Genomic DNA, 18,068 nt, shown 5'->3' with positions numbered 1-18,068 from the left:
TTCCTATATCCATGAGTTGTTGGCTAATCTTTCCAGTTCGAACACAGCAATGGTGCGAGCTTGCTGTTTGCCGAACTGGTCGACTTGAATGTCTTGAAAGCGGCGATAAATTTTGCCCTCGCTCCACTGATTTTGAGTCGGTAAGAACTCCCATAAGCTATAGCGAGGTGTGTTATCGGTGCTGTACCACTTTACTCCGCTGTTGAGCTGCTCAATACTTGCTGAACTCGAACCGTCGCTGCTGAGCCACCACATATCGCCAAACTCTGCCGTGACATCTTGGGTATAGTCTTGGTGGTTTTTAGTGCATGTTGCTCGCTTACTTTGTAGAACGTGATCCTTGTCAATGTACAGACAACGAGTGTCACCGGACGCAAGATTACGCTGGCGCCAATAGCCTTGGAAATCGATAGACTGCTTTTCATCTACAGCTGAGGTAAACCATAGGTGCTCGGTCAGATTGTCGTGTTCTACCTTAGCCTTCTTGCCCAACCCTTGCGACTTTTGAGTCAGTAGCTTGGTGGTGGTGTTGTAGCTAATTGCCACGGTTCGGTACTTCCAATCGCCCTCATCATCAAAATCTTCGATATCGAATCCATTTAGGTCTAGGTGGGTGCAGCCGGTATGGGCACAAGCGATGAGTCCGCCCCAGTCGGAATAGTCGTCTATCTTCTCAAACTCTTGCTTTTGGTAGCTTTGACTGACATTGACTTCACAGCTGCTGACGGAGCCATCACGGCTGCCATAGTAATCGCCCACATCCGGATAGAGAATTATGCCTCCATCAACAATTTTATAGGTGGTGCTGCCAATTGGACCGTGATAATTCGGTTCGTCGCGTCGCGCAGTATCGTAAAAACACAGGTTTCCTCGCCAGTCTCGACGTTTAAGAATTGTGTTGACTAGCTTTACGTCTAATGGCGCTGTGAGCACTTGTTTGGAGGTAAAGTTCTGCTCTATGTATTGCTGGCTGCTTTCTAGGTGTTTGGCGGCTTCATGCACGCTGGCGAGAGGTTTATTCGAGATGCTGAGACTCTCAGGTAGGTTGTTGAGATCCAGTGCGTTGAGTAGCGCTTGAACCTTATCCGTTGACAGCCAGTCACTATCGAGCTTGATGAGGTCGTCGCGATTAGGAGCGGTATCGATGCCAAGCAAGAGACGAACCATATTAAGGCTTTTGCTGGGTGTGGTTGAAGCGAGATTAGGCGTAACCACCTCTTGCGCGGCAACTGTGGCGAGCAGTTTATGTTGGTTGTTGCTGCCCAAGTAAAAGCGAACCTCATCGCCGTCTTTAAACTCAAATTGTCCCTGTTGGGTGTAACCGCGAATCTTGGAGCTGGTCTCGTAGTAGAGGCCTGTGACGGGTGCATCAATAAAGTGGCCTATCTGAATATCAGTTGCGAAAATTTGTGTGCTCGCAAGGGTGGTTACCATGGCCACCCAGGCAGGATTCATACGTTTCATTCTGAGGTTGTACCTATGTCTTGTTGTTCTTGTTCGGCAGAGCCTTGCTCTGGCATTAACATCGCCAATACCAGCTTCTGTTTGATATCAATGGGTAAATCTTGATGGCTCAGTAGCCGCATGCTGGTTAAGTCCAGCATGGCTTTTAGAGAGGTGGCATCACTGTGATGGCCGTGAAACAGTAGCTGCGTCATTTCGAGTAATAGTTCATTGGAGACGCGTTGCTGCTGTTGGAGTTCAAGGTTTTTATTGATTAACGCAGAAACAAAGCCTAAGCCGGAAGTCATGAGTAGCACCGTCAAGGCGCTGGCGAGTGGTCTTCGCTTTAAAAGCTTGCCACATCGATAAAGGGCGTTTGCATCCGGGTGGGAGATGGGCTTATTGTGCTGAAGTGCTTTAATGTCTGACTTCAACTCCGCTATACGAGAGTATTGAAGTGCACTTGGCTGAGTACACTTTTGATAGACCCATTGCCATTCAGATTTGTGCTGTTGGTTGGGAAACAGTTTGTTGAAAATTTTTCCAAGGGCATAAATGTCGCTTGAGGCATCGACTTTACCGGTTTGTTTTTGCGTTGGACTGGCATAGTCGGCGCTGTAAATGTGCAGATCAGCATAGCGAGCATCATGAGTCGCGATACTAAAATCGATCACCTTGGCGTCGCCATTCTCGTCGACGAGGATATTTTCTGGCTTGAGATCCCCATGGAACACACCTTGCGCATGAGCGTGGTGTATGGCGTCGGTAATATCGAAAAACAGTGCTAGTTTAACGCTATTGCAGGGACTAGTGGTCAGCCATTGCGTGAGTGATTGACCTTTTACATGTTCAATCACCAAAAATACCGAGGAATCTGTTTCGTTAGCATCCAGTACATTGGCGATATTGGGGTGATTGAGCTTCGCCAGAAGCTGCGCTTCCCAATACAGCATGGTTTTGCCAACCATATTGCTCAGGTGCGGCTCGAACACCTTAATGGCGACGGACTGTTCAAATCGACCATCACATCGCTCGGCCAGATAGACTTGGCTCATGCCACCACGCCCAATTCGCTCGCAAACTCGATAGGAACCGAGCTTAGTTTGGGCAATCGCTGAGTCATCGACATGCACACTGGCGTGTCGACCTAATATTTGTGTTAGCTCCGAATGTGCGGTGCTCTGTTCACTGAGTAGCTCGAGATGCAGCTTGGGATCTGAGTGTTTTAGTTGTTCAAGATATGTGGCTTGCTCAGTCTCATCCATATAGTGGAAGTTGAGCAGCAGCTCTGTGCGATGTCCATGTTTCAATGTCTGGCCAATGCGTCCTTTTTAACCAGGCTAGAGGATACCGAACTGCTGCTCTGTTTTCTATAATAAATCAGTAATTTATAGATATTGGTGATGTTCTTAATCTGGGCAATTCACTTGCTGCCAAAACCAGTTAGTTTGCGCTGGTGTTTCCCATACGCCAGGTTTGTTTTTGGCGGTAAAACACTTGCCTTGATGAATCACGGTGTCGCCAACCTTAGCTTGAGTGACTCCGGCCTCCCAAACGAGAATACTAGAAGGGGTGTCTGAACCTGTGTCGCCACCACCAGTGTTTCCGCCGCCGGTACCACCATCAGATGGCAATGTATCGACAATACGCACCTCGAGCCAATTAGCGTGAGAGCCGTAGAAGTTGGTAACACACTTTTCATAGTCACCAGGAACCAGTGCCGAATAGGCGGTTTGATATCCCACTAGATTACATTCAAATGAGACGCCACCTGGGCGGTTCGCATGGTACTTCCAGCTTGCTTCCCAGTTGGTGTAGAGCACATCGGTCGCACCATTGAGATTGAGGCTGCCATAAGGTGTTTGTTGCCAGCAGGTGTTGGCTTCATCGGCTTCAATGGGGATCTGGTAGTGTGCCGCTAGCCCCTCCCAATAACGAATACGGTTAACCGGTTGGCCTTTGGTTTTGTTCTGCTCGCCACACTCAATGCCACCATTGATGATGTTAATAGTGGTGCCAAAACCATAGCCAATCCCCGCGTCAATTTCTCGCTGTGAGGGTTTCCATGTACGGTCAATCACGTGAAGCATGGCGGGCTTAGGTGCTTGTGGAGTTAGGAAGAACCAAATCGCAGAGGCAAGGTTTAACCAAGAATCGGCAACCAGAGCTGGATTGTTAAGTAGTACCGTCGCATCACCATCAAACATCACTTCCGAGAAAGGACCGTAGTTAAAATGGTAGGAAAGCTGTTTGGCGCCGCGACCGAAATATCCTTGATTGGGTGAACATGGCCAGCGTTTGTTTTGCCAGTCATTCTGTCCGCAACCTGTGGTATAGCCTTCCTGACCTTCAGACCATCCCATCTCACGCACATGAACTAAAGCTTGCTGCCACTCCTCTAAAGCAAGCGGGTTATCCCAAGTGTTATCCAGTGCGATATGTCCACCGGTTTCTTGGGCGAAATGGGCAAATGCAGTGACAATGGAGCGCTTACAGATGGCATCGGCATCACGTCCATCCGTGTAGTCGCCACAAAATGCGGGAAACTTACCGATGGCCTGCAAAAAACGCTGGTAGGTGTATTCTGATGCGGCCATTTGTGTGAGAAAGTCCCATTCCGAGCTCGGGAATACGCGCTCGGCACGTTTTACGTTGCCGGGATTGGTCGCCAATCCTGCGTCAATCGCATCGACGACAGTGTTTGGTGCAGTGGAGAGGGCATTTGCCCATACCGCATACATAGGGTCATTGGTTTGGGCGGCTGCGCTGGCTTGCACTTCACTGCGCAGTAACACGTAACCCGTGGGGTTGGTTGGATCGGGTTGCGGGTTGACTGCAAAAGCGGGCAAGCTGGTGCTGATAAGTGTCGCAACTGCCAACAAATGAGAAGGTTTCATTTCACGTTCCTTTTATTTAATTTGACTAGTTTGCAGAGACTCATGCTGGATGAGATCTGTTAGCTAGCAGAAAAAACTAAAACAAAGGCTATGTGCTAGTTACTGTGAAAACCATTAATCCTGTGCTTGAGGTTCAAGCGATGCGAGGCGTCTCAAGCTAGGGAGGAATGAGTGTTTGCTCGATTACGCAAAGGTGTGTAGTGGTTCGAAACTTTAGATGTAGAACAGCCCAGTCGAAACTGGGCTGAAATCGTATTAAGTGAGCTGCGCGGCTTTTAGCGCATGGTAACGAACTCTTCAGAGCCCGTTGGGTGGATAGCCACAACAGAATCAAAGTCCGCTTTGGTTGCGCCCATCTTCATCGCAACGGCAAAACCTTGAATCATCTCATCAACCGTAAAGCCGATGCCGTGTAGACCAACCACTTTCTCATCGTCGCCCGCACATACTAGCTTCATCTTACAAGGCTGGCGGTGCTTAGTGACAGCGGTGTACATCGCTGTGAAGCCTGATGTGTACACTTTCACGTTGTCTTCGCCGTACTTAGCTTCAGCTTCTTGTGTTGTTAGACCAATGGTGCCGATAGGTGGGTGGCTAAATACCACGGTAGGAACTAGGTCATAGTCCATCTTCGCGTTTGGTTTGTTGTTAAACAGACGCTCAGAAAGCTGGCGACCGGCTTTAACTGCCACTGGTGTTAGCTCGATACCACCTTCCATGATATCGCCCACACAGTAGATGCCTTCAACATTGGTTGTTTGGTATTCGTCTACCTTGATGTAGCCGCGATCGTTAGTCTCAACGCCTGTAGCGCTTAGGTTGATTGCGTCTGTTGCTGGGTGACGACCAATTGCCCAGATTAGCTGGTCAACGTTTTGGCTTTCACCGTTCTCTAGGTGCAGAGTCAGACTGCCATCTGCTTCTTTAACTACTTCTTTTGGCACAGAGTGGGTGTGCAGTGTAGGACCTTCTGCATCCATTACTTCGACTAGGGTGTCGATGATCATTGGATCGAAGCTACGTAGTGGTGACTCTTTACGAACAAATAGGTGTGTCTCTGTACCCAGTGCGCTGAGAACGCCTGCGATCTCAACAGCAATGTAACCTGCACCTACTACGGCAACACGCTTTGGTTGTGCGTCTAGGTCGAAGAAGCCGTTTGAATCGATGCCGTACTCGGCACCAGGGATGTTTGGAATTGTTGGACGACCACCGACTGCGATAAGGATGTGGTCAGCCGTGTATAACTCGCCATCAACCTCAACGGTTTTTTCGTCAACGAATTTAGCAAAGCCCTTGATAACGTTTACTTTGTTGTTACCAAGTACGCGATCGTAAGATTGGTGGATACGACCAATGTACGCTTGGCGGCTTTCAACCAGCTTGTTCCAGTCGAAGCCTTTAACGTCAACGTCAAAACCATAGTCTTCCGCGTATAGGTTCATGGCTTCAGCAATTTGTGCACCGTGCCACATGACCTTTTTAGGTACACAGCCAACGTTTACACAAGTACCGCCTAGGTCTTTCGCTTCGATAAGCGCAACCTTCGCGCCATACATTGCCGCACGGTTTGCAGATGCGATACCGCCGCTGCCGCCACCAATACAGATATAGTCAAAATGCGTTGCCATTACGTTCTCCAAGAGCTTATAAATATTTTGATTGCTTGTACTAAAGCATATTGGGGCGATGTTGTCAGAACTCAACAACCCAAAACGTTAGCCACAATCTCTGTCCGTATAATAAATCGAGTCTAGCAACTTTCTCCAATGGGAAAAAGTTGCGTTGATTATGACTAATAACGATTAATGTCGATGAGTCTGAGGGCGAGCGCCCTCAGAGCGTCATGATTAACCACAGCAGCTACTTGTTCCACAGCCTGATGTTGTAGCCATATCTTTACCTTCCGCCAGATAGGTGTTGGTTAGATAGAAGTTGCTAAACAGCGTATCGAAGTCTTCTGATACGGTTTTCTCGACCAGACCCGACTTGAGAATGTTTTGCTGCCATGCTTGCATCTTAGGTAGACCACAGAAGAAATCATACCCAGAGTGGGCTTTAACAATGGCAGCTCGATGCAGTAGCGGTAGCCATGCCATATCCACATTGCTGAGCGCATCCGATTTAAAGAACTTTGTCTCACCCGACAGTTGGTTCTCTGCTTTTTGGAACGCTTTGATCAGCTTCTCTGCGCGCTCTTCAAAAGTTTGCTGATCTTTACTGCTCATGGTGCCGCACTGAGCAAGATAGTGCTTCGACCCTAGGTAACTCCATGCGCGGTCAAGCGCTCGTTGCTCATTGGTGACGCCTTGCTCTAGCGAACCATATTCATCCTCGATGTACTCAATGATGGCGTCAGACTCAAACAGCGCCGTGCCGGACTCGGTCACCATGACTGGTACTTGCCCATTCGGTGAGATATCTAAAAACCACAGCGGTTTGTCTTTTAGACTGATGTGCTCAATCTCGTAAGGGATCTGCTTAGCTTCTAGTGCTGCTGTCACGCGTTGAACAAAGGGACAAATCTTAAAGCTAACAATCTTAATCATGTTGGTTTCCTCACTAGGATGTAATTTGGGTGTACTGCTTCAGTACTTTCACTAGTAAGACGAGTGGTGTTTGAATAAGACGAAAATAATTTCAAAAAAGTCGAAATATTTTTCTAGAGAAGGTGTTCGAGACAATAAAAAAGCGCAAGCTTGTTATGAAAAACAGATGCTTGCGCCTTTCGTTTCGTTCACCGATTTATATCAGAGCTTATTCAGGAACAATCCATTCCACCTTAAAGTGGCCTGTTGCTGGGGCAATTTTCTCTTTAAGGTATGGCAGGATCTCTTTCATCTGCTGCTCTAGCATCCACGGCGGGTTGATAACAATCATGCCTGAAGCTGTCATACCACGCTCGTTGGTATCAGGAGACACCCCAAGCTCTATTTGAAGGATCTTGCGAATGCCAAGCCCTTCCAGACCATCAATCATGTCGTCGATGTCGTAGCGATTCACCACTGGGTACCAAATCGCGTAGATACCCGTTGCCCAGCGTTTATGGCTCTGTGCAATCGCGGTCACCACATCGCGATACTCTCTGGCGAGCTCGTAGGGTGGGTCTATCAGTACTAAGCCGCGACGCTCTGCTGGTGGTAGGCTCGCTTTTAGGCGCTTAAAGCCATCTTCTTTAAAGATCTTAACCTGACGGTCGCGATGGAATTCTTGCTCAAGTAGCGGGAAGTCACTGGGGTGCAGCTCGGTCAATACCATACGGTCTTGCGGGCGCAGATGCGCGCGCGCCACACGTGGGGAGCCTGGGTAGTAGCGCAGAGCATCACCGTTATTTAGCGTATCAATCGACTCAATGTAGCTGGCGATGTCTTCTGGGATGTCTGAGTTACCCCAAAGTTTGCCGATACCTTGCTTGTATTCGCCCGTTTTCTCCGACCATTCATGGGTAAGATCGTAGCGACCTACGCCTGAGTGGGTGTCGTGATAAACGAATGGCTTTTCCTTGTTTTTTAGAGAATTAAGGATAAGACTTTGTACTATGTGCTTCACGACGTCGGCATGGTTGCCCGCGTGAAAACTGTGACGATAGCTCAGCAAAATAATGACTCGGTTAGACAATAATGCACGAAGTATAACCTCTTCTTTCCCGAAGCGGCAGAGATCTTACAACTTCGTCTTATCGTAAGGATTGAAATTCGAGTCCAATGACTACATTTATTTAATAATTACGCTCACTTGCTACCCAATGAGTGAGGGAACCCAATAACTAAAAAGGGACGCTGCATGTCAAACCCACTACTGACGTTTACCGACTTACCTCCTTTTTCACAAATTAAACCAGAATATGTGAAACCAGCAGTCGAGCAAGCGATTGATGCCTGCCGCGCGAAAATTGATGCGGTGCTTGAAGGCAATACCAATCCGACTTGGGATAATGTTGTTGCGCCAATCGAAGAGATTGATGACAAGCTAAGCCGCCTTTGGTCACCAGTGAGCCATATGAACTCTGTGGTCAACAGCGACGAGCTGCGCGAAGCGTATGAAAGCTGTTTGCCTATTTTGTCGGAGTACGGCACTTGGGTAGGCCAGCACAAAGGTCTGTATGAAGCTTACAAAGCGATCAAAGCCAGCGATGAGTTTGAGGCGTTAAGCCAAGCTCAGCAAAAAACCATCAAAGATTCACTGCGTGACTTTGAGCTATCTGGTATTGGCTTACCTGCTAACGAGCAGCATCGCTACGGCGAGATCAGCAAGCGCATGTCAGAGCTAGGCTCGCAGTTCTCTAACAATGTGCTCGATGCCACTATGGGCTGGACTAAGCACATCACCGATGAGAAAGAGCTAGTAGGCATGCCGGAATCGGCGCTGGCCGCAGCGAAAGCGGCCGCTGAAGCCAAAGAACTCGAGGGTTATTTATTAACGCTCGATATTCCATCTTATCTTCCAGTTCTCACTTACTGTGATAACCAAGCGCTGCGCCAAGAATTGTATGAAGCATACGTCACTCGTGCCTCTGATCGCGGCCCGACAGCGGGTCAGTGGGACAACACAGATGTCATTTCAGAGCAGTTAAAACTGCGCCATGAAATTGCTCGCTTGCTTGGTTTTGGTACCTTCAGTGAGAAATCACTGGCGACCAAAATGGCTGAGAGCCCGGCGCAAGTGCTTGGCTTCTTGAACGATCTCGCGACGAAAGCCAAGCCTCAAGGTGAACGTGAAGTCGAAGAGCTACGCCAATTTGCCGAAAAAGAGTTTGGCGTCACTGAGTTAAACCTTTGGGATATCGCTTACTACAGCGAGAAGCAAAAGCAGCACCTATTCCAGTTCTCAGATGAAGAGCTGCGCCCATACTTCCCAGAATCAAAAGTGGTTAGTGGCTTGTTCGAGGTGCTTAATCGCGTCTTCGGTATGAAGATTACTGAACGTGAAGGTGTGGATACTTGGCATGAGTCGGTACGTTTCTTTGATATCTTCGATAGTGAAGACACGCTGCGCGGCAGCTTTTACTTAGATCTGTATGCACGTGAGCACAAACGTGGCGGAGCATGGATGGACGAATGTCGAGTGCGCCGCACCAATGCTGAAGGTGAACTGCAAACCCCAGTGGCGTACCTAACGTGCAACTTCAACAAACCAGTGGGTGATAAGCCTGCCATGTTCACTCACGATGAAGTGGTGACACTATTCCACGAAACTGGCCACGGCATTCACCACATGCTGACTAAGATCGATACTGGTGCTGTGTCTGGCATTAACGGTGTGCCATGGGATGCGGTCGAGCTGCCAAGTCAGTTCCTCGAAAACTGGTGCTGGGAAGAAGAAGCGCTGGCATTTATATCTGGTCACTATGAAACCGGCGAGCCGCTACCAAAAGCCATGCTCGACAAGATGCTGGCAGCGAAGAACTTCCAATCGGCGATGTTTATCCTGCGTCAGCTTGAGTTCGGTTTGTTCGACTTCACGCTGCACACAGAATACGATCCAGACATCGGCGCACGCGTTCTAGAAACCCTTGCGGATGTGAAATCCAAGGTCGCCGTATTGCCAAGCCTAGAGTGGAACCGCTTCTCACACAGCTTCAGCCATATCTTTGCTGGTGGCTACAGTGCTGGCTACTACAGCTATCTATGGGCAGAGGTGTTGTCTTCAGATGCTTATTCACGTTTTGAAGAAGAGGGCATCTTTAATAAAGAGACTGGCCAAAGCTTCCTAAACAACATCCTAGAGATGGGTGGCAGTGAAGAGCCGATGGAGCTGTTTAAGCGCTTCCGAGGCCGTGAGCCAGAGATTGATGCATTGCTGCGTCATTCTGGGATTAGTGCTTAGTTAGCCCTTTGCTCCTGGTGTCGCATCGCAAAACTGTGTTATTGAGAAAAACAGGGCGACGCGCGAGCGAGCCAGTAGCTCCTCCCCCTTAATAAGGGGAGGCTGGGAGGGGTGCTCTTCTTGTTTTTGCCCATTAAAGTAAAAAAGCAAAGAGCCCAAGAGCACCCCCCTCTAACTCCCCCCCCGGCTACGCGTGTAGTGGTCAACAAATTCCGGACACTAACTTAAGCCGATTTTCGGCAGTAACTGGCGATAGCCCATCATTTGCTTGATGAGGCCGTTGCCTATTGTAGTAATCCATCAAGTAATAGCTGATATCCTTCTTTGCCTGAGTTTGGGTCAGGTATCCAGTAGCTGGTATCCATTCGGTTTTTAAGCTTCTAAATAGCCTCTCCATAGGAGCATTATCCCAGCAGTTACCTCGACGACTCATGCTCTGAGTTATGCGATATCGCCAAAGCCTTTGACGGTATTTAAGGCTACTGTATTGGCTTCCTTGGTCTGAGTGGAACATCACGTTGCTAGGCCGTCCTCGTTGTTCCCAAGCCATATCCAAAGCTTTGCAAGTCAACTCTGCGTTGGGTTTGTCTGATAGCGCCCAACCCACTACTCTGCGACTAAATAAGTCGAGTACAACAGCCAGATAACTCCACTTTGAACCGGATCAGATGTAAGTAATATCGCCACACCAAACGTCATTTGGAGTGGAAACTGAGAACTCACGCTTCAATCGATTGGGGATATCTGGTCGCTCTAGCTTAGCTTGCTTATAGCGATGCGAGCCTGGTTGTTTGCTCATCAGCCCGGCTTCTTGCATAAGCTTGCGTACTTTGAAGCGTCCGACATCGAAGCCTTCAGACTGCAGCATAGAAGCAAGAGTCCGACTTCCGGCAGAGCCACGACTCATGTTAAAGAGCTGCTTAACTCGGCTGACTAACCGAATACGATTGGCATCCGGCTTTCGTTGTTTAAACTCGTAGTAGCAGGAAGAAGCTACATCGAACAGCTCACAAAGAACTTTGACCGGTTCATGCTCCCTCAACTGGTCAATTAGCGAGAACGTTCGAGTTCGTCCGACATTAAGAGAGCTGTGGCCTTTTTTAGTATGGATTTTTCTCTTTCCAAGCGATTAATCCTAGCTTCTAACTCTTGGATCTTCTGCTGTTCTGGCGTTAGAGCTTTAACCGCTGGCGTTTCTCCGCCGCGCTCAATCTTTAGTTGATCTACCCAGCGTCGTAAGGCTGTATCGCCGATATCTAAGGATCGTGCCGCCTCAGATATTGAGTAACCTTGATCAAGAACCAAGCTTGCGGCATCTACTTTGAACTCAGGAGAAAATGTACGTCGTTGTCGTTTTGTCATTGAACACCTCATTTACGGTGGAGACTTTACCACCTAATTTGGTGTCCGGGATCATTAAACCACTACAGCGCCCCGTTATAAAGGGGGAGAACTTATGCTAGCTCCTATCGTCGCATCGCAACGTGGTCATTCCTCCAATTCAAATGATATATCCCCAGTGAATAACTATTGAATAAAACCCTCTCGGCCCCATTTGGTTGCCAAAATGTATCCCCCAATCACCTTCCCAATAATGTCACCCACTTTCACACTTCGAAAAAACAGAAGTATCCTTTCAGCCAAAATTAGGTGTTATTTAACTTTGCTTACAAAGCCTTGCTACGTTTGAGACTCGAATAAAATCTAAGTTTGTTTTGAGTCAAAGAAGCGTCCTAGAGTGCATGCCAGCTCTCCGAAAGTTAATTACAGGGATATTCAGTTTCGGGTAACTTAATTTGGCTTTCCGCTTACGCATTAAATGTTAATAAAAATGCAAATTAAAGGCGGGGCATTTTCATCATTTTATTCAGCGATTGCTTTTTATCGGTTTGTCATTCTACCGATGTCGACTGAATTTACTTGGAGAGTTACCCCCATGACTAAAAAATGGTTTACTGAAACCGTTGAGAACACTCAGCAGATGCAGGGTGTGTCGGCGGAGCAAGGCCTGACTTCAAAGGAAGTAGCCGAGCGCCAATCACAATACGGAAAAAACGAGCTGCAAGAGAAGGCTGGCAAATCTGCGCTTGAGCTGTTTATCCACCAATTTAAAAATCCACTGATTTTCATTCTGGGCGTCGGTGCCATTGTTTCCTATTTCACCGGGCACCTAGTGGATGCGATCGCGATTACAGCGATCATCTTTATCAACGCATTGATTGCTTTCTGGCAAGAGTTCAAAGCTCAGAAAGGTATGGAAGCGCTACGTCAAATGGCGGCACCGTCGGCGCAGGTTAAGCGTGATGGTGAGTGGATTGACATCCCAGCGAGCGACATCGTTCCAGGTGATATCTTAAAAATCAGCACAGGTGACATCCTAGCGGCTGATGTACGTATCCTCGAGGCCAACCGTCTATCTATCGACGAAGCAGCGCTAACGGGTGAGTCAGAGCCAGTAGACAAGACGTCTAAGGTTATCGAAGACGAAACCGTAGGCCTTGGCGACCAGCTAAACATGGGCTTTATGACGACGATGGTGACATCGGGTACAGGTCTAGGTGTTGTGGTTGCGACAGGTATGCAGACCGAAGTGGGTCACATCGCTGACCTAATGGCGAACACTGAAGAAACCAAGACGCCGATGCAAGAGCGCATGGACACCATTGCTAAAACGCTAATGCTAGTAGCCCTAGGCGTTGTAGCGGTTGTGTGTGCTATCGGTCTTTACTACGGTATGCCTTGGCTAGAGATCCTCAACACAGGTATTTCTCTGTCTGTCGCTGCGATTCCTGAAGGTCTTCCGACGGTCATCACTATTGTTCTAACCATGGGTTCTACTCGCATGGTGAAGAACAATGCTCTGGCTAAGCAGTTGGCTGCGATTGAGACGCTAGGTTCAACCACGGTTATCTGTTCTGATAAGACAGGTACGCTAACTCAAAACCAAATGCAGGTAATGAAGGCGTACGATGCAAGCGGTCGTTACTGGCAAGTAAGCGGTAAAGGCTTCAGCCCTGAAGGTCAGTTCAAGCCGCTATCGCACAGCACAGATGCCAAGCAAAGCCCAGAGATGATGAAGGGTCTAGTCGTCGCGACACTATGTAACGATTCTGAGTACATCATGGATGGCGACAAGTCGGCTGTTCGTGGTAACCCAACAGAGGGTGCACTGATTGTGGCAGCTGCGAAGGCGGGTTTGAACCAGTCTGAGATGCTAACGTCAGGTGGCTACTCTATCGTTGAGAAATTCCCGTTCGATTCTTCTCGTAAGATGGCGTCGGTTATCGTGAAAGGTCCTGAAGGCAATCACTTCCTTGCTATCAAGGGTGCGCCAGATGTGATTCTTCGCAACGCAGCAGGCTTCATGGTTGACGGTACGTCTGTTGAGCACACACCAACAGCATCGGACGGCAACCTTGCGCTAGCGACTAGCCCAAGTGCTGAGATCGTTGCAAACTACGAAGCTGCGATTGCAAACTTTGCTCAAGACGCACTGCGTACGCTAGCCGTTGGCTTCAAAGAGCTAACAGAAGCAGACCTAGAGCGTGACTTTGAAGAGCTAGAGAAAGATATTACGGTATTGGGTCTCTACGGCATCATGGATCCACCGCGTCCAGAAGTACGCGATGCGATTGAAAGCTGCTACCAAGCAGGTGTGAGAACGGTAATGATCACCGGTGACCACGCGCTAACAGCAGCAGCGATTGCACGTGATATCGGTATCATCCGCAGCGAGAAAGATCTGGTTGTGACGGGTGCAGAGCTTGATGAGATGGACGATGACAAGCTTCGTCAGATCTGTCCGGAAGTTGCAGTATTTGCCCGTGTAACACCAGAGCACAAGCTACGTATCGTTCAGGCTCAGCAGTTCAACAACGAAGTAGCAGCGATGACAGGTGACGGTGTGAACGATGCACCAGCACTGCGCCGTGCAGATATCGGTGTTGCTATGGGTATCACTGGTACGTCTGTAGCGAAAGACTCAGGTGACCTTATCCTACTGGATGACAACTTCAGCACTATCGTGAAAGCGGTACGCCAAGGTCGTCAAATCTTCGATAACCTTCGTAAGTTCATCCGTCAGGCTCTGACAGCGAACGTGGGTGAAGTATCGGTTATCCTGTTTGCGTTCCTAATGATGGGGCCAGAGGCTATCTTGCCGCTAACACCGCTAATGATTCTATGGATCAACTTGGTATCGGATGGTCTACCAGCGCTTGCGCTAGGTGTTGAGCCAGAAGAGAAAGATCTGATGGAGCGTAAGCCTCGCAAACGTAACGAGAGCTTCTTCAGTGACCACCTAGGTACTCGTATCCTAACTCGTGGTCTAGCACTGGGTGGCATGAGCTACATGGCGTTCAACTGGGCACTGACCAATGGTTTCTCTGCGAACTACGCACAGACAATGGCATTTGCGATGCTAGTCTTTGCTCAGCTATGGCATCTATTTGACTCACGTACATTTACGTCGCTATACCGCAGAAACCCTTTCACCAACAAGTACCTACTAGGTGCAGTATCGGTGTCAGCGATTCTATCGCTAGGGGTTATCTACACAGGTCTAGGCCAGCTAATCTTCAATACTGAAGCACTGGCAGCAGGTCACCTATTTGGTGTCATCATGGCAGCATCACTACCAACGCTGGTTATGTCTGCAGTGAAAGAAGCAACTAAGATTAAGTGGGTTTAATCTCTCACTTGAAATAGTAAAAAGGCGCTCTGATGAGCGCCTTTTTTGGGTTTGGTGACGCACTAATAAAAGGTATCACACTCAACCATGTCGTCATTCCTGCGCAGGCAGGAATCTACTAACAGCGCGTGTTCACTGAACGTCCACCAAACCTAAGGATTCACATTTCGACTAATCGGGTTCTGCAACGAAATCAGCGTCTCCGTCGATTGCACCTCTTCAATCGCCTGCAGCTTATCGATCAACACGTGCTGCAGCTCTTCAATCGAGCGGCACATCAACTTCACGAAGATGTTATACGCCCCAGTGGTGTAGTAGGCTTCGACCACTTCATCCAAGGCATTGAGCTTCTCCAGCGCCGAGTGATAGTCACGCGCAGCGTATAGGTTGATACCGATAAAGCAGCACACGTCATAGCCGAGCTTTTTGGTGTTCACGACCACCTCAGTACCCTCAATGATCCCGGCCGCTTTCATCTTCTCGATACGCACGTGAATCGTCGCTGGGCTCACATCAAACTGTTTTGCCATCTCGGCATACGGGCGACGGGCGTCTTCCATCAAGGTTTTTAGGATCGCTTTATCCAGATCGTCGAGATTGTTGGTACCGTGCATATCGAATCCTTTGTCTGAGTGAGTGGGCGACATCGCTGAACACGTGCCGTTTCATTGGTGCACAAGCTTATCACTATTTTTGCGCAGTCGTCTTTGTGTCGATCACGCTTATTGGTCGTGCTATCGACTTGAGGTACACTGGCGCCCATTGTCTTATTTCGGAGTTTCACTTTGCACATTCAACTCATTTGCGAACATCAACCACGTCAACCAGAGCTTCAGCAACTTGCCGAGCGTTGGGGGTTGGTGGCGTCTGACGATTCCGAATTTGCATTGGTGCTGACCGAACAAAGACTCGAGCTTCGAAAGCTGGATGAACCGAAACTGGGCGCGATTTACGTCGATCTTGCTGGTGGTGCAGTGGCGCACAGGCGTAAGTTTGGTGGTGGTAAAGGTCAAGCTATTGCTAAAGCAGCAGGTTTAAACAAAGGGGCGACACCTACGGTGCTCGATGGTACTGCTGGTCTAGGTCGCGATGCCTTTGTGCTCGCATCTCTTGGCTGCAAGGTGCAGATGGTAGAGCGCCATCCTGTGGTCGCCGCATTGCTGGATGATGGCCTTGAGCGCGCCAAACAAGACTCTGAAATTGGCGAGTGGGTCAGTGAGCGTATGTCGCTGCTGCATGCGTCGAGCCTAGATGCCTTAAGTGAACTTGCCGATGACAACGCCTTTATCAAGCCCGATGTTGTGTATCTAGACCCTATGTATCCGCATCCAGAGAACAAAAAGAAATCGGCGCTGGTGAAAAAAGAGATGCGTGTTTTTCAATCTTTGGTTGGCGCAGATACCGATGCAGACGGACTGCTTGAGCCTGCTCTTAAGCTTGCGGCAAAACGCGTTGTGGTCAAACGTCCAGACTACGCCGAGTGGCTGGATGAGAAAAAACCGACAATGGCGATTGAGACCAAAAAAAATCGCTTCGATGTTTACGTTAACGCATCAATGAGTTAATCCTTTCCTATATGTTTTTGAGTAACTTGCTCTGGTGTAACTGGAGCAAGTTACTTGCAACCGCTGCCAATTGACGTTATATCTAACTAAGAATCATTCCTGTTTTCGTTGTGGTTAGTTGGAGATTAAGTGGTATGACCGTATCTGTTGGAAAGAAGCGACTGTGCAAGTTAAATCGTCGTGACATCAGTGACAACCTTGGTGACATCCATCGTTTGGTCGCAGAACCTAAGTTCCTGTGCCGTTCTTGCTCACGTTCATCCGCCGATAAATCCACACTTTGCAAACCGGCGGCTATCCCGCCAGCATCTTGCCAAAGCAAGCCAATAGCTGAACAGCAGCAATGTGGTGTGTTGGCTGAAGCATTGCCGACCACAACTGTGCCGAAACTAACCAAGATTGCCAACAAAGCCGAGCCTAAACCAGCGGCCAACGTGGAAATGACCGAAGCGTTGAGCGTAGATGCTATCGATAAGAAATCACTGAAGCGTGCGAAAAAAGCACTCAAAGCGCAGAAAAAAGCGCAGAAGAAATTGCGTAAGGTACTGAAGAAAAGTCAGAAGTTGTTACGTAAGCAGAGCAAACTTGAGCACAAGTACCAGTTAGCGGCAGCCACGGTTGAAAAGCAGGTAATGAAAGTGCAGCCAGAACAGCTGCACTAATAAGATCTTTATTTCGAGCTAAGCCTAGCTGTTTGCCAGCTGGGCTTCTGCTTTTGGTTTGACCCAAAGCTCGTTGACCACGAGTGATAGCAAGATGATCCCACCACCAATCGACAGTTTCACCAAGTCCACATCGCGATTCCAAATCACAATATTAACGATAAGCCCCGCTGGCACCAGAAGGTTATTCATTACCGCCAGTGCGCCCGCGTTGACCATTGTCGCACCTTTGTTCCAGATAAAGTAACCCAATCCAGAAGCAATGGTTCCTAAGTAGATAAGCACACCCCACTGCACGCCCGTTGTTGGCATCTTATCGAAGCTACCAAAAATCGAGAAGGCGATGGTGGCTACGATCGTCGCGCCAATATAGAAATAACCAAACACGCTATGCTGCGGCAGCTCAACCTGCTCTTGCTCCATCACGTATTTGTAACCCACCTGACCAATAGCAAAACAGAGGTTCGCGCCTTGCACGACCAAGAAGCCCATCAAGAAGTTATCGTTAATGCCAGCAAACTTGATGAACGCCGCGCCCGCGACCGCAATTGCCGCCGTCACCAAATACCATGGCGAAAAGCGACCTTTGAGCAAGTCATAGAACAAGGTGACGTAGATTGGTGTGAAAACGGTAAACAGCAGCACTTCCGGCACCGAAAGCAGCAAAAATGATTGATAGTAGAAGCAGTACATCAGTCCTAGCTGGATACCACCAATCGCCATCAGTTTGGCTTTGAGCTTGTTGGGAACTTGCTTGAACTTAGTGAACGGCAAAAAGACCAGTGCCGCTAGGACAACGCGCATTAGTACCGAAAACCAAGAATCAACCTGACCCGCGAGATAAACCCCAATTAGGCTGAAAGAAAAAGCCCAAAGCAGGGTAACAGAATAGAGATAACCCATAGTTAACAATTATCATTTAATAACAAATGCCGTCAGTGTAACACTTTTCGTCACGATGAGAGATCCGATCAAAAAAGGCTTC

The 18,068-nt window shown here is 48.6% G+C and carries 12 protein-coding genes and 1 pseudogene; 4 read left to right on the top strand and 9 right to left on the bottom strand.

What is annotated here, in order from left to right:
* Window positions 1-3: 3 nt before the first annotated feature.
* From PG915_RS00475 to PG915_RS00450, 6 genes are all read right to left on the bottom strand, one after another.
* Window positions 4-1,464: a chromosome partitioning protein ParA gene (locus PG915_RS00475; RefSeq protein ID WP_353497441.1), complete on the bottom strand. Its 1,461-nt coding sequence runs from the start codon at window positions 1,462-1,464 to the stop codon at window positions 4-6.
* Window positions 1,461-2,753 carry a serine/threonine protein kinase gene (locus PG915_RS00470; protein WP_353497440.1) on the bottom strand — a complete coding sequence of 431 codons (1,293 nt, stop codon included), beginning with the start codon at window positions 2,751-2,753 and terminating at the stop codon, window positions 1,461-1,463. Before PG915_RS00470 ends, PG915_RS00475 begins: the two co-directional genes overlap by 4 nt.
* A gap of 99 nt (window positions 2,754-2,852) precedes the next feature.
* Window positions 2,853-4,340 carry a chitinase gene (locus PG915_RS00465; RefSeq protein ID WP_353497439.1) on the bottom strand — a complete coding sequence of 496 codons (1,488 nt, stop codon included), beginning with the start codon at window positions 4,338-4,340 and terminating at the stop codon, window positions 2,853-2,855.
* 275 nt (window positions 4,341-4,615) lie between these two features.
* The gene (gene gorA / locus PG915_RS00460) at window positions 4,616-5,971 is read right to left on the bottom strand and encodes a glutathione-disulfide reductase (RefSeq protein WP_353497438.1); all 1,356 of its coding nucleotides are present in this window, start codon (window positions 5,969-5,971) and stop codon (window positions 4,616-4,618) included.
* 219 nt (window positions 5,972-6,190) lie between these two features.
* The gene (locus tag PG915_RS00455; RefSeq protein ID WP_353497437.1) at window positions 6,191-6,889 is read right to left on the bottom strand and encodes a glutathione S-transferase family protein; all 699 of its coding nucleotides are present in this window, start codon (window positions 6,887-6,889) and stop codon (window positions 6,191-6,193) included.
* Window positions 6,890-7,097: 208 nt separating this feature from the next.
* Window positions 7,098-7,937, bottom strand: coding sequence for a 23S rRNA (adenine(2030)-N(6))-methyltransferase RlmJ (locus PG915_RS00450; protein ID WP_353498626.1), 840 nt, complete (start codon window positions 7,935-7,937; stop codon window positions 7,098-7,100).
* Window positions 7,938-8,123: 186 nt separating this feature from the next.
* On the opposite strand from PG915_RS00450, the gene prlC reads away from it, so the two are divergent.
* Window positions 8,124-10,166: an oligopeptidase A gene (gene prlC / locus PG915_RS00445; RefSeq protein WP_353497436.1), complete on the top strand. Its 2,043-nt coding sequence runs from the start codon at window positions 8,124-8,126 to the stop codon at window positions 10,164-10,166.
* A gap of 202 nt (window positions 10,167-10,368) precedes the next feature.
* Here the strand turns inward: prlC and PG915_RS00440 are convergent.
* Window positions 10,369-11,528: pseudogene (locus PG915_RS00440) on the bottom strand (IS3 family transposase).
* Between the two features lie 574 nt (window positions 11,529-12,102).
* Between PG915_RS00440 and PG915_RS00435 the strand changes: the two are divergent.
* On the top strand, window positions 12,103-14,856 hold the full coding sequence (locus PG915_RS00435) for a cation-translocating P-type ATPase (RefSeq protein ID WP_353497435.1): 2,754 nt from the start codon (window positions 12,103-12,105) through the stop codon (window positions 14,854-14,856).
* Window positions 14,857-15,008: 152 nt separating this feature from the next.
* On the opposite strand, the gene asnC is transcribed toward PG915_RS00435, so the two are convergent.
* Window positions 15,009-15,470, bottom strand: coding sequence for a transcriptional regulator AsnC (gene asnC / locus PG915_RS00430; RefSeq protein WP_042502002.1), 462 nt, complete (start codon window positions 15,468-15,470; stop codon window positions 15,009-15,011).
* 171 nt (window positions 15,471-15,641) lie between these two features.
* Between asnC and PG915_RS00425 the strand changes: the two genes are divergently transcribed.
* Both PG915_RS00425 and PG915_RS00420 read left to right on the top strand, forming a co-directional pair.
* Window positions 15,642-16,421, top strand: coding sequence for a class I SAM-dependent methyltransferase (locus PG915_RS00425; RefSeq protein ID WP_353497434.1), 780 nt, complete (start codon window positions 15,642-15,644; stop codon window positions 16,419-16,421).
* Window positions 16,422-16,555: 134 nt separating this feature from the next.
* On the top strand, window positions 16,556-17,083 hold the full coding sequence (locus PG915_RS00420; protein WP_353497433.1) for a hypothetical protein: 528 nt from the start codon (window positions 16,556-16,558) through the stop codon (window positions 17,081-17,083).
* Between the two features lie 24 nt (window positions 17,084-17,107).
* Here the strand turns inward: PG915_RS00420 and PG915_RS00415 are convergent, their stop codons facing one another.
* Entirely contained in the window at window positions 17,108-17,986 is an 879-nt protein-coding gene (locus PG915_RS00415) for a carboxylate/amino acid/amine transporter (protein WP_353497432.1), read from the bottom strand.
* Window positions 17,987-18,068 lie beyond the last annotated feature (82 nt).

This window comes from Vibrio sp. CB1-14 (assembly GCF_040412085.2).
Lineage (GTDB): Bacteria > Pseudomonadota > Gammaproteobacteria > Enterobacterales > Vibrionaceae > Vibrio > Vibrio chaetopteri.
This window is presented reverse-complemented; position numbering and strand designations above follow the sequence as displayed.